General features: G+C 44.3%; 8 protein-coding genes. 3 read left to right on the top strand and 5 right to left on the bottom strand.

The window, feature by feature from the left end:
• Window positions 1-11: 11 nt before the first annotated feature.
• The 3 genes from ACOJR9_RS07525 to ACOJR9_RS07515 all read right to left on the bottom strand — a co-directional run bounded on the left by ACOJR9_RS07525 (window position 12) and on the right by ACOJR9_RS07515 (window position 5,240).
• Complete coding sequence (locus ACOJR9_RS07525; RefSeq protein ID WP_420935681.1) at window positions 12-2,489, bottom strand: glycogen/starch/alpha-glucan phosphorylase; 2,478 nt, start codon at window positions 2,487-2,489, stop codon at window positions 12-14.
• A gap of 221 nt (window positions 2,490-2,710) precedes the next feature.
• The gene (gene pgm, locus ACOJR9_RS07520) at window positions 2,711-4,363 is read right to left on the bottom strand and encodes a phosphoglucomutase (alpha-D-glucose-1,6-bisphosphate-dependent) (RefSeq protein WP_420935680.1); all 1,653 of its coding nucleotides are present in this window, start codon (window positions 4,361-4,363) and stop codon (window positions 2,711-2,713) included.
• A 28-nt stretch (window positions 4,364-4,391) separates the two neighbouring features.
• Complete coding sequence (locus ACOJR9_RS07515; RefSeq protein WP_420935679.1) at window positions 4,392-5,240, bottom strand: SeqA protein; 849 nt, start codon at window positions 5,238-5,240, stop codon at window positions 4,392-4,394.
• A gap of 286 nt (window positions 5,241-5,526) precedes the next feature.
• Here ACOJR9_RS07515 and ACOJR9_RS07510 point away from each other — a divergent pair, with 286 nt between their 5' ends.
• The 3 genes from ACOJR9_RS07510 to ACOJR9_RS07500 all read left to right on the top strand — a co-directional run bounded on the left by ACOJR9_RS07510 (window position 5,527) and on the right by ACOJR9_RS07500 (window position 9,749).
• Entirely contained in the window at window positions 5,527-6,471 is a 945-nt protein-coding gene (locus ACOJR9_RS07510) for an AAA family ATPase (RefSeq protein WP_420935678.1), read from the top strand.
• Between the two features lie 75 nt (window positions 6,472-6,546).
• Window positions 6,547-7,665, top strand: a complete 1,119-nt coding sequence (locus ACOJR9_RS07505) for a DUF58 domain-containing protein (RefSeq protein WP_420935677.1) — start codon at window positions 6,547-6,549, stop codon at window positions 7,663-7,665.
• Window positions 7,662-9,749, top strand: a complete 2,088-nt coding sequence (locus ACOJR9_RS07500) for a transglutaminaseTgpA domain-containing protein (RefSeq protein WP_420935676.1) — start codon at window positions 7,662-7,664, stop codon at window positions 9,747-9,749. The genes ACOJR9_RS07505 and ACOJR9_RS07500 overlap by 4 nt, the downstream gene beginning before the upstream one ends.
• Before the next feature lie 98 nt (window positions 9,750-9,847).
• On the opposite strand, the gene fusA is transcribed toward ACOJR9_RS07500, so the two are convergent.
• Together fusA and rlmM are read right to left on the bottom strand one after the other, a co-directional pair.
• Complete coding sequence (gene fusA, locus ACOJR9_RS07495) at window positions 9,848-11,932, bottom strand: elongation factor G (protein WP_420935675.1); 2,085 nt, start codon at window positions 11,930-11,932, stop codon at window positions 9,848-9,850.
• A 182-nt stretch (window positions 11,933-12,114) separates the two neighbouring features.
• Complete coding sequence (gene rlmM, locus ACOJR9_RS07490) at window positions 12,115-13,212, bottom strand: 23S rRNA (cytidine(2498)-2'-O)-methyltransferase RlmM (RefSeq protein ID WP_420935674.1); 1,098 nt, start codon at window positions 13,210-13,212, stop codon at window positions 12,115-12,117.
• Window positions 13,213-13,279 lie beyond the last annotated feature (67 nt).

The raw sequence follows: 13,279 nt of genomic DNA, 5'->3' as shown, positions 1-13,279 counted from the left end.
TCGTGTTGCGATTAGCTTTCGATCTTACACGGTGAAAGTTTCCACACGCGTTCAACATAGTCTTTTATTGACCGATCTGAGGTAAATTTCCCCATTTTAGCCGTGTTAATAATCGCCATTTCAGCCCAGCGATCTTTGTCTCTATACGCTGCATCAACTTTAGTTTGCGCATCGGAATAAGCTCTGAAATCTGCTAACACCATGTATGGGTCGCCGTGGTCAAGCAAACTTTGTTTAATTGAAACAAGCGCGCCCGGTTTACCAGGTGTGAAATAATCTGTTTCTAACCAGTCGAGCACCGCTTTAATTTCTGCGTCTTTGTAGTAGTAATCATATGGGTTGTAACCCGCCGCTTTACGCTCGTTGACTTCTTCTACAGTAAGACCAAAGATAAAGATGTTGTCATCGCCTACTTCTTCAGCAATTTCCACGTTCGCGCCATCAAGCGTCCCAATGGTTACAGCACCGTTTAGCGCTAGTTTCATGTTACCTGTGCCTGAAGCTTCTTTACCGGCAGTACTTATTTGTTCAGATACATCTGCCGCCGGGATCATCTTCTCTGCTAGCGACACTCGGTAATTAGGTAAAAACGCGATTTTAAGCTTTTCATTTACACGAGGGTCGTTATTGATTTTATCTGCAACCTTATTAATGGCAAAGATAATATCTTTCGCTAGTTTATAACCCGGTGCCGCTTTTGCGCCAAAGATAAACACGCGAGGATGCATGTCATAACCAGGGTTCTCAAGGATTCTGCGATACAGTGCCATAATATAAATTAGCGCGAGATGCTGACGTTTATATTCGTGTAGACGTTTTATTTGCACGTCGAAAATGGCGTTAACATCCACTTCAATATCGAGAGATTTGCGAATTTCTTCTGCTAACAGCTCTTTGTTTTCCAATTTCACCTTCATGAATTGCTTTTGGAAGGTTTTGTTTTTAGCAAATTTGCTTAAGCCCTGCAGCTTGTCGAGATCTTTGGGCCAATCTTCACCAATCTTCTTATCTATGAGTTTAGAAAGACCAGGGTTACACGCTTTTAGCCAGCGGCGCGGAGTAATGCCGTTGGTCACGTTAGTCAGTTTACCAGGGTAAAGCTCATCAAACTCTGGGAACAATGATGTTTTTACAAGACGAGAATGCATTTCTGCTACACCATTTACAGCGAATGAACCGATGACTGATAGGTTACCCATTCTCACCATTTTCTCGCTGCCTTCTTCAATGATAGAGAGCTTTTCTTTCATTGCATTATCGCCCGGCCATTGTTTATCAACTTCAGCCATAAAGCGGTGGTTGATTTCATAAATGATTTCTAAGTGGCGAGGAAGGATCTTCTCAATCATTCTTGCAGGCCACTTTTCTAGCGCTTCAGGCAATAAGGTGTGGTTAGTATAGGCAAATACTTTCGTACAAATTGCCCATGCGTCATCCCAATTAAGCTCTGCGCGATCAACAAGAATACGCATCAATTCCGGGATAGAAATAGCCGGGTGGGTGTCGTTAAGTTGGATAACCACTTGGTCTGCAAAACGGCTCCAATCATCACCATGAGCTCGCTTATAACGACGAATAATATCTTTTAACGAACACGAAGAGAAAAAGTACTGCTGAATAAGTCGAAGCTCTTTACCGGCTTCAGTCTCATCGTTTGGATACAACACTTTAGATATGGTTTCTGCCTGCACGTTTTCCCGTTGCGCATCCACATAACCGCCAGCGTTAAACACATCCCAGTTGAAATAGCCCGATGCTTCAGACTGCCACAAACGCAGTACGTTTACGGTTTTACCTTCGTATCCAACTACAGGGATATCCCACGGCACACCTTTAACAATCGAGCCAGGATGCCATTCTTTCACTACGCGTCCGTTTTCGCCGTATTTGGTTTCTACGTAACCGTAAAGTGATATTTCCTGCGTAGATTCTGGGCGACAAATTTCCCAAGGGTTGCCGTAATCGCGCCAGCTGTCTGGACGTTCAATTTGCGCACCACTTTTTATTTCCTGACGGAAAAGCCCGTGCTCGTAGTGAATGCCATAGCCTATTGCAGGCATTTCCATAGTGGCAAGCGAGTCGATGAAGCACGCAGCAAGACGACCTAAACCACCATTTCCTAATGCCATATCTGGCTCTTCTTCGAGAACATCCGAAATTTCCACGCCAAGCTCTTTCAGCGCATCACTGGCAACTTCAAATAAACCAAAATTGTGAAGGTTATTTGATAATAAGCGACCCATAAGGAATTCTGCTGAAAAATAGTGCACAGCACGAGTATCGTTTAAATAATGAGTCTTTTGCGTCTTGCGCAGTCCCTCTAATACCTGCTGCTGCATAGCCGCACAGGTGGCTTTCCACCAGGCATGGCTATTTGCTTTGTTTTCGTCGGTGCCCAACGAACAATGAAGATGGTTGATAACGGCAGCCTTGAATTCGGCCTTATCGATCTTTGGAGAGGTTGGCGTTTTTGCCGCTTTTGCGTTCATGTAGCGTCTCACTCTTAGGTTAAACGGTGCAAATGCACCCTCTAAAACGTAATTAAATTACAACATACGTCAACAATATGACCTAAATATAACAATACTTAAACGATTATGTTGTTATTATTTTGTTAAAAAAACAAAAAAACGCATGAATACGTATGAATTCATGCGTTTTTTAACATTTTAATTACAAAATAAAGCGATTACTGTGCACTTATTGAACGCTAGCTAATTATGCTTCCCACAAGCGCTTCTGCTTCTTTAATCAAATTCTGTAAGTGAGTTTCACCTTTGAAGCTTTCAGCATAAATCTTATATATTTGCTCTGTGCCCGATGGGCGTGCTGCAAACCATCCATTTTCAGTCGATACCTTTACGCCACCTATCGCTGCATTGTTGCCAGGCGCATGGGTTTGTATTGCAGTGATCCGCTCACCGGCCAACATATCGCTAGTCACTACAGAGGCATCCATTGCTGAGAGTTTCTGTTTTTGTTCTAAGGTCGCAGCGACGTCTACGCGATTATAGACAGGAGAGGCAAACTTCTCAGTCAGCGCAATATAGTGTTCTCCTGGATCTTTCCCAGTTACCGCTAAAATTTCAGCAGCAAGCAGGCACAGTATGAAACCATCTTTGTCGGTAGCCCAAGTATCACCATTTCTTTCCAAAAAAATACCGCCAGCGCTTTCTTCGCCCGCAAAGCCTATTTCGCTATTAGCCAGTCCGCCTACAAACCATTTAAAACCAACAGGCATTTCCGCTAAGGGTTTTCCAAGGCTTTTCGCTACGCGGTCTATCATACTGCTTGAAACCAGCGTCTTACCGATTTTCAGTGTTTTTGGCCACTCGGTGCGATAGGTGTATAGATAGTTGATGGCTACCGCTAGATAGTGATTAGGATTCATAAGCCCAACGCTCTTGCACACAATGCCATGTCTGTCGAAATCTGGATCATTGCCCCATGCAAGGTCAAAGTTGTCTTTAAGCTCTATAAGCCCCGCCATTGCATAGGCCGACGAACAATCCATTCGCAGCTTGCCGTCTTTATCTCTGCGCATAAACCCAAACTGAGGGTCTACGTTGTCATTGACTACCTTAATGGTAATACCGTATTTCTCACTGATACGCGACCAGTAGCCTACCCCAGCGCCGCCAAGTGGATCGGTACCTAGTGTTAAATTAGCTTTTGCAATCGCCTCCATATCGATAACCTTGGCTAGGTCGTCGATATAGGGTTCCATAAAATCTTCTTCACGCACGAGTTTGCGCTTGCGAGCTTGAAGAATATCAATTCTTTTGACGTCTTTATTACCGTCGGCAATAAAGGTATTCGCTCTGTCTTGAATTTGCTTAGTGACATCGCTATCTGCCGGCCCGCCATGTGGAGGGTTATACTTAAACCCTCCGTCTGATGGTGGATTATGAGACGGAGTAATAACAACTCCGTCTGCTTTTTGCTCCACATTCTCTCTGTTATAACGAATGATGGTTCGTGAAATAACCGGTGTTGGCGTGAAGCCTAAACTTTCGTTATCGCTGCGCTGAATAACAACGTCTACCCCGTTCGCACATAGCACTTCTATTGCGGTAATCATGGCGGGTTCCGATAGCGCATGGGTATCTTTCCCTATGTATAACGGCCCTGCTATACCCTCTTGCTGCCTGTACTCCACCAACGCTTGGCAAATTGCACTTATATGAGTGTCTGTGAACGTGCAGTTAGAGGCTGTACCTCTGTGGCCCGACGTACCAAACGACACAGCGTGCCCCTCATCACGAATATTGGGTTTGTAGCTGTAGTACTGACTAACAAGTTCTGCAACGTTTATAAGCTGCTCTTTCGCCGCAGGTTGTCCAGCTTGAGGATGTAGTGCCATGAATGAGTCCTTTGTGAAATAGAGTCGATTATTTGCCTTCAGAGGAGAATCGCGCAACAACGCTTGAAATAACTTCTGGGCTATAGCCCAATTGACGCAAAACCTGTTCCAACATACTGACTTTTTTTGCAGTATTATTGTTAGTCACCACCCAATAGGCGCTATCCGGAATGGCCTTAGGGTTGGTGCTGCTTCCGTTTTCTAGCAGTGCCTCTTTACTCGTTGCAAAATACGTTCGGTTTTTGCCTTTAATTGATTCAACACGCTCGAAGCTGTCTGCATTAAGTTTGTGCGCTGCACTTAAAACGAACAAAAACTGATCTACCCGCTTGGTAAATGTCGATAATGCACTCGTAGACACTAAGTCTAAAATATCGTTTTTATCGTGAGATGAATTGTCGGCACTCGCGGCAGCTGTATTTTGTGTCTGACTATTGGTACTGGTTTGATTATTTTCAGCAATTTTTGCTGCTGTCTCTTTTGGAACTGATGCTTTTGTGACAGCGGGCTTGGCTGCGGCTTTTACCGAAGGCTTCGATTTTGCTTCGCCACTGCTTTTTGATGCGTTAGACGATGCTGTCACTGGAGACGTTTTTTCTTCTGAATTGCTCGCGTTGGTCTGCTGCGACTGATTTTCTTTCGACACCCCGTTATTTGCAGAAACTCGACTCTGAGACCCAGTATTACCAGCAGACTTACTGCTAGTGGGCACAACGGTTAAACTTGGAGCGTCAGAAGCTGTTTTTTCAGCATGCAGTATCTCGCCATCCTCAGGCAACAGTAACCGTCTTAAAATTTGTGATGCACTTTCACCAATATGCTTTGTTTGACTGGCGATAAAGGCATATAAATCCTCATCTATTTCAATGCTTTTCATAACTGCTTCCTTTTTTAGATGCACCATTATAGACAACCCAGATTGACTACGCAGCACAAAATGACACTTGTTTTGCGCTTATTGATAAGCGATTGTGTAATTAGAGAATATACCTGGGTATTAAAGCACAGCAGAAAGCTTTTACACTACATTGCTACTATGATGACTAAAGAAACTTATCACTGCGCTTAAATGAATAAAAAGCCGTAAAAATAAATTGATGGGCTTTGCATTTGCAACGCACAGGCGCACTTTACATTCTATAATCAACAAATAGTGACACGTTATGCGTTCAGATATTGAAAAAATTTTGTATGCTTTAGGAGAGAAGGTTCTCGGCAAAGAACATCAGCTTAAGCTTGCGCTTACTTGCTTGCTATCAAACGGGCATTTGCTTATCGAAGATTTGCCGGGAATGGGTAAAACCACGTTATCACATGCGCTATCTCAGGTGTTTGGTTTACAGTATTCACGCATTCAATTTACCTCAGACCTACTCCCCTCAGATATGCTTGGCGTTAACATTTTTCACAGCGGCGAAACCAATACTGACAAACAGTTTTCGTTTCGTCACGGGCCTATTTTTAGTCAAGTTGTTCTTGCCGATGAACTTAATAGGGCTAGCCCTAAAACGCAAAGTGCGCTGCTAGAGGCGATGGAAGAGCGTCAGGTTAGTATTGATGGAACTACTCACTCGCTGCCATCGCCGTTTTTTGTTATTGCTACACAGAACCCCAGTTCACAATCGGGCACCTACCCACTACCAGAATCACAGCTCGATAGATTTTTTATGCGAATTTCTCTTGGTTATCCTCAGTGGGATGCCGAAAAAGCAATGCTAAAACAAACAAACTCATCGGCACCGCTACAGCAGATCATTGATGAAACACGCTTAAAAACCATGCAGCAAGAAGTGAACAACATACACGCCAGCGATGCGCTTATTCATTATATTCTTATGCTGGTCAATGAGAGTCGCAGCAGCGGGGCGTACCCTAATCCGCTCTCGCCAAGAGCTAGCCGCGCCCTATTGCAAGGTGCAAAAGCATGGGCATTTATTTCAAACAAGGCCTTTGCCACGCCAGAAGATGTTCAGGCTGTGTTTACCGCAATAACGGCCCATCGGCTTTCATCATCACAACACAGCGAAAGCGCAACCTATGGTGACAATTCATCGTTAGATGTATTAAGTAAGAAGTTGCTCGAAAGTGTTGATCCTCTTGCTGCCTAATAAGGTTTTATCGTTGTGATATCTACCGTAAAGCGAGCTGTAAAACGGCGTTTTTCACATCGTTGGCGGTCGTTAGTGACAAGGTGGTTGGATAAACGTATTCCGCCCGCTGCTCAGCATCGTTTAACGATGAACAATATTTTTGTTCTGCCCACTGGCTTTGGATGGGCATTTATCGCTATGTCTTTGTGTTTGTTCTTGCTCGGTACGAATTACCAAAACAATTTAATGGTGCTGCTTAGCTATATTCTTTTGAGTATCATGCTGCTTACCTTGTTTTATACACACCAAAACTTTGCGCGATTAGCGGTAAAATCGATGCCGTTAGCGCCCTTTCATTGCCATCAGTCAGGCACATTTCATCTAGCGATTGTTCAACAGGATATGCCGGATGGCAAACGCAACCGAAGCACGGAGATCGGGATCAAAGAAACTCAGAACAAGCAGTGTAGAGGAAGTATTGTGGCCAGCTGGTTTGGTCACAATACACAATATCCGTTTGTTCTTGGTGCTACAAAAAACGGCAGCGTTAACAATGTGACCCAACGACTTCTCATTCCTATTACACACAGAGCCCGTGGCGTGTATGCGCTGCCAAGGCTCACTCTGGCCTGTGACTTTCCGCTTGGTCTCTATAAATGTTGGACTCACCTCGATTTTAGTGCAGAGGTTGTAGTGTATGCCAAACCCTTAAAAGGTGATGTGGTCAAGATTACCGCCTCAGACGATTTCTCAGAGCAAAACACAAGTAATGCAACAACGTCCGCTAACAGTAGTTCAGACTTTCATAGTCTAACCGACTACAAAGAAGGCCAACCACTTAATCGCGTGGTGTGGAAACAGGTTGCAAAAAGTGGAGACTGGGTAGTAAAAGAATTTGCAGATCCGGTGCATCGTAAGCAGTTGCTGTCTGTTGATGCAAACGTGGAAACAGAAACCGCCATTAGTCTACTCACTTTTCAAGTATTGGAACAAAGTCAACAAGGTAATCATTTTGGTTTGAAATATCAGTCTATCGATATAGAGCCTTCGAGCGGTGAAACCCACAGACACCAATGCTTGAAAGCGCTGGCTTGTCTTCGCAATTCAGCCTCAGGCTTTATACACCCCGCTAATACCCGCAGCGCTGGCAATGCCAGTGAGGCTAACAGTGCTACAAAGACTAGCAGCGTTAGTAAGGCTGCAAGGTCATGATAGCTTTTCTTAAACGTCGGGGCGCACTCTTTAACCCATCACCTTCTTCCAACGCAATCATGTTGTCCCACAATTCTACGTCGTATTTAATGCTCGCTATTGCCTACGGCGTATTATTGTTCACGCTAACTGATGAGCTCATGACGTGGGTAATAGTACTAGGCATATGCGCGTTCGTTGTGCGGGTGCTTGTTTTTACAAACAGTAGTCAACTGCCACACTCTCGCACCATAAACCTTTTGGCGGTGCTATCACTTTTTGCCCTAACCTGGTTTGGCTTTTCCATAGGGCTACTCAATAGCATGATCAACTTACTGGCAGTGGCTTTTGCACTTAAGCTTATATTGCTAGACAGTAAACGAGATTTTCACCTTCTTTTTTGTACGAGCCTTTTTCTCATTGGCTGTGGATTTATTTCAGCGCTAAGTGTGATTGCCTGGATCGGCTATCTTGGAGTGCTTCTTTTTTTACTGCTAGCGTTGGCCTACTATCATGGTCCAGTGATTCCCTTTAACAATAGCGCAAAGTTTGTCACTATTTTGGTAGTTCAGGCCATACCCATTGCTACACTGCTCTTTTTGGTGATGCCACAATTGCCTCCCCTTTGGCAGATGCCAACCTCTACATCTCAGCAAACCGGCCTTTCTGATACCGTCACGCCTGGCGATATTGCCTCTTTGGCAAAATCATCTGAACTTGCCTTTACTGCCACGTTTCAATCGAATGATGATATCCCATTACCAGAACAGCGTTATTGGCGAGCGTTAGTTATGGAAGATTTTAATGGCAAAACATGGTCCATTAGCGACAGACGCAAGCAGGCAGAGCGTCAGCTGTCTTTCCTGCAAAAAACACCGCCATTATCACAGCTTTTAAGCGCTGACACCGTCGGGTCCACTGCATATGAAATGATTGTTGAGCCAACCAAACAAAACTGGTTATTTGCCTTAGCCCTGTCTGAACCCGATAACACTAAGAACACTCTTTTTGTTAACGCCCAGTTTGACTACACGCTGCGCTCATCATCACCCTTAATGAGTAAAAAATCGTTCTATTTTACCTATGTGCCAAGTGCGACGGTGAATAATGCGGCTGGTGATTTCGAGCGCCAATTAAACAGTCTACTACCCGCAACAACGAATAAGAAAACTCGAGAGTGGGCCTTGGCATTGAAACAGCAGCATACAACGCCCACAGAATTAGCCAATGCCGTAATGAGCTACTTTAAACAGCAAGGATTTACTTACACCCTCGAACCAAACCCAATGCCCGTTGACTCTATAGACACATTCTTATTTGAAGAAAGAGCAGGGTTTTGCGCTCACTACGCCAGTGCCATGACCTTTGCACTTCGTGCAGCAGGCATTCCAGCTCGAATGGTTACTGGCTATCAAGGTGGTGAGCAACTTGATGACAACGTACTGCAAGTCAGGCAATACGATGCTCATGCTTGGGTTGAAGCACTCATTGATGGTAAGTGGCAACGTTACGATCCAACAAGCGTAGTTGCACCATCTCGCTTACGTTTTGGGTTAGAGCAAGCATTAGCCGAATTTGGCGAGAAAAGAACAAGCGGTTTATTAGGCGACATCAGTGAAGGTGCGCTATTTACGACACTGCAAAACTGGATGAGGCAAATGGACTATCAGTGGAGCAAATGGATTTTAGGCTTTGACGCCAATAAGCAAAAAGACTTGCTAGAAGACCTGTTGGGTCAAATTACCACAAAAAAGATGACCGCTGTTTTTCTCGCTAGTTTGAGTATGGTAGGTGCCATTTTGTTGGTGTATTTTTTTCCAATCAAACGTCAATCTAACATACCCAAATACCAACGAATTTATAGAAATGGCCTCGCCTTAGTTGAAAAGCACACAGGCGTTAAGCGTCAGCATTTACCTCCCGAACACTATCTTCAGCAAGTAGAAAGCAGCTTACCAAGCGGCACAAAGGCATTGCTTCACACAATGACTGCACTTTTCAATGAAAGCGTATATGGCTCTGCTGGTGCCAATATTGATAAGTCCCATATAGCGTCAATGATGAAACAACACTTTAATCTTCTCAAGAAATCCCTTCGCAAGTAAACGCATTAGCATAGAAAAAAGACACAAAAAAGCCAGTCGTTATGACTGGCCTTTGATGTCATTGAAGCCACCGCGAACCGGTGGGGGTAAAGCGCTAATTACTTAGCCGCTTTACGTGCTTTCGCTTCTTCGATAACTTTATCAGCTACGTTCTGAGGACACGCAGAGTAGTGGCTGAATTCCATAGAGAACTGACCACGACCTGAAGTCATTGTACGTAGTGAACCGATGTAACCAAACATTTCTGAAAGCGGTACATCAGCTTTAATGCGAACGCCAGTTAAACCAGCTTCTTGGTCACTTAGCATACCGCGACGACGGTTAAGGTCACCGATTACGTCACCAACGTGATCTTCAGGAGTAAACACGTCAACTTTCATGATTGGCTCAAGAAGTTGCGCACCTGCTTTTGGAATAGACTGACGGAATGCGCCTTTCGCTGCAATTTCAAATGCGATAGCAGATGAATCTACTGCGTGGAATCCACCGTCATAAAGTTCAACTTCTACGTCAAGCACTGGGAATCCAGCAAGAACACCTTGGTCCATCATTGACTTGAAGCCTTTCTCAACTGCAGGCCAGAATTCTTTTGGTACGTTACCGCCAACAACCGTTGATTTGAACGTAAAACCTGAGTTTGCCTCTCCAGGTCTTATGCGGTAATCGATTTTACCAAACTGACCAGAACCACCAGACTGCTTCTTGTGCGTGTAGCTATCTTCAACTTCGTTGGTGATAGTTTCGCGGTAAGCAACCTGAGGCTGACCAACGATAAGATCAACACCGTAAGTACGCTTAAGAATATCTACTTTAATATCTAGGTGAAGCTCACCCATACCTTTAAGAATGGTTTCACCAGAATCTTCATCAGTTTCAACTTGGAACGATGGATCTTCTGCAACCATCTTACCAATAGCGATACCCATTTTCTCATTACCGCCTTTGTCTTTCGGCTGAACAGCAATCGAGATTACTGGCGTTGGGAAAACCATTGGCTCTAGGGTAACTGGATCTTTAGGGTCACACAGTGTATGACCAGTTTGAACGTTCTTCATACCAACGATTGCAATAATGTCACCCGCTTGTGCGCTAGACAATTCAATACGATCATTAGCCTGCATTTCAACCATACGGCCAACACGCTCAGTTTTACCCGTAAATGAGTTAAGGATAGTGTCGCCCTTGTTCAGTTTACCTGAGTAAATGCGCACGAAGGTTAGTGCACCAAAACGGTCATCCATTATTTTGAATGCTAACGCTTTGAATGTTTCGTCAGCAGATACGATTGCGTGTTTTCCGTTTTCGTTACCTTCTTCGTCCATAAGCGGCTGAGGATCTACTTCTGTTGGTGCTGGCAAGTAATCAACAACAGCGTCAAGTACTAGCTGAACACCTTTGTTTTTGAATGCCGAACCACAATATGTAGGGAAGAAAGACAAGTCGCGAGTACCTTTACGGATGCAACGTTTGATGTCTTCAACAGAAGGCATTTCACCTTCCATATACGCTTCCATTAAGTCGTCGTCTTGCTCAACTGCAGTTTCAATCAGTTGTTCATGGTACTCTTCTACAAGGTCAACCATGTCTGCTGGAACGTCTTTAATCTCGTAGTTTTCAGGAAGACCTGTGTCATCCCATACGTAAGCTTGCTTAGTTAGCACGTCTACCACACCAATGAAGTCATCTTCGATACCGATAGGTAACGTCATAACCAGTGGTACAGCGCCAAGTACTTTACGTACTTGCTCTTTGACGCGGAAGAAATCAGCACCCATACGGTCTAATTTGTTCACGAAGATAATACGTGCTACTTCTGATTCGTTAGCATAACGCCAGTTAGTTTCTGATTGCGGCTCAACACCACCAGAACCACAGAATACACCGATACCACCGTCTAATACTTTCAATGAACGGTAAACTTCAACGGTGAAGTCAACGTGTCCAGGAGTATCGATAACGTTAAAACGGTGGTCTTTCCAGAAACAGCTTACTGCTGCAGACTGGATGGTAATACCACGCTCGGCTTCTTGTTCCATGAAGTCGGTAGTCGATTCACCATCGTGAACCTCACCGGTTTTATGGATTTTACCAGTTAGCTTCAAAATACGTTCTGTTGTGGTAGTTTTACCCGCGTCTACGTGGGCGAAAATACCAATGTTTCTGTAAAGAGATAAGTCTGACATTAGTTCACTTTCAATTGGTTCAGAGTAAAAAATCGGCTGGATTATAAGGATTTCTGTACCAAATTTATACCTTTTTTAGCACAAACCGATAAATCGGCAGTGAGAAATCAAGCCACCATTAATTCTTTTGCTTTTATATCAACACGTTAAAACCCGCTGATACTTTTTTTAAAATAACAAATTCACACCTCATCTTTTGAAGTGCGAACTATTGCTACTGTTACCTCATCTCTATCGTGGTAGAGATGCCTGACCTTGACCGAGAACCCATCTTCCAATGCGTTCAATCGCGTCTTTATCGACGCTACGGCCTCTTCGACCGTTTCAAAGCGCCGTTTCATTGGGAGCTTTAAGTTAAATATGGCGTGTGTGGCCCAGTGTTTTACCAGCCAGTCTCCCATCAACTTTGCTACCCGAACGGGTTGCTCTATCATATCACACACAAGTAAATCGACGCGACCAAATTGTGGTTTATATGCAAAGCCGTCTACAGCATGGTGCTCAACAAGACCAGTTTGCATTAATGTGTCAGCCACTAAACCGTTATCGATAGCCTCTACATACATGCCCCGTTTAACAAGCTGATACGTCCAGCCTCCAGGGCAGGCGCCCAGATCCACTGCCCGCCCACCGCTGCGCAGCACCCTACTTTGCTGATCTGCGCTTAACATGTTAACCAGCGCATCTTCTAGTTTTAGCGTTGAGCGACTAGGTGCATCGCTTGGAAATTTCAGGCGGCATATACCTAAATGATCTTTACTTGCATGCGTCGGCAACGAAAATCCAATATAACAGGTTTCAAAAGACGCAAAGAACACATGTATTTTTGCTTTACTCACGTTTTCTTTGGCCGTGAGCCAATCAGCTTTACGCAGGGCCTGACGCAGCGGCACAGTAAACTTCTTACAAAACTTAGCGAGGGTTTTACCGTCCTCCGTATCAGGATATTCAACGTCGATAGCACCAAAACGAGAGAATGGCTTTTCAACGTCTCTGAGACATTCTACTATTTGCCCTACTCGATCTTCTTTTTCTATGCCTTCTAGTAAAGCAAACACAGCAATAAGCTGTCGTGGAAAAACCGTTTCCTTTACCGTAAATCGGCTTGCAGCCTCTCCTAATTGACTCTCATCATAAAGACGATACAAAACGAAGCCGCTGCTCTTTTGTGATACTGGATAACCGTAAACGCCTACCTCACCGTAACGAGTTGTCATCTCGTTGGCGGTATCGTTTTCATATCCGGGCCGACAGTACGCCAGTACGCTTTTATTGCTCATTGCTCGTTTTTACCCATTACTGATTTTCACCTATTAATAATGCTTAGCTATTAATAGCATTCATCTG

The sequence above is a fragment of the Alteromonas ulvae genome, assembly GCF_048987005.1.
GTDB lineage: Bacteria > Pseudomonadota > Gammaproteobacteria > Enterobacterales > Alteromonadaceae > Alteromonas.
The sequence above is the reverse complement of the archived record's forward strand: the minus strand, read 5'-3'. Positions and strand labels throughout refer to the sequence as shown.

Bases quoted from the DNA above. Each gene is read 5' to 3' on its own strand.
- ACOJR9_RS07500 (WP_420935676.1), top strand. From the start codon at position 7,662: ATGATAGCTTTTCTTAAACGTCGGGGCGCACTCTTTAACCCATCACCT.
- fusA (WP_420935675.1), bottom strand. From the start codon at position 11,932: ATGTCAGACTTATCTCTTTACAGAAACATTGGTATTTTCGCCCACGTA.
- ACOJR9_RS07525 (WP_420935681.1), bottom strand. From the start codon at position 2,489: ATGAACGCAAAAGCGGCAAAAACGCCAACCTCTCCAAAGATCGATAAG.
- ACOJR9_RS07510 (WP_420935678.1), top strand. From the start codon at position 5,527: ATGCGTTCAGATATTGAAAAAATTTTGTATGCTTTAGGAGAGAAGGTT.
- pgm (WP_420935680.1), bottom strand. From the start codon at position 4,363: ATGGCACTACATCCTCAAGCTGGACAACCTGCGGCGAAAGAGCAGCTT.
- ACOJR9_RS07515 (WP_420935679.1), bottom strand. From the start codon at position 5,240: ATGAAAAGCATTGAAATAGATGAGGATTTATATGCCTTTATCGCCAGT.
- rlmM (WP_420935674.1), bottom strand. From the start codon at position 13,212: ATGAGCAATAAAAGCGTACTGGCGTACTGTCGGCCCGGATATGAAAAC.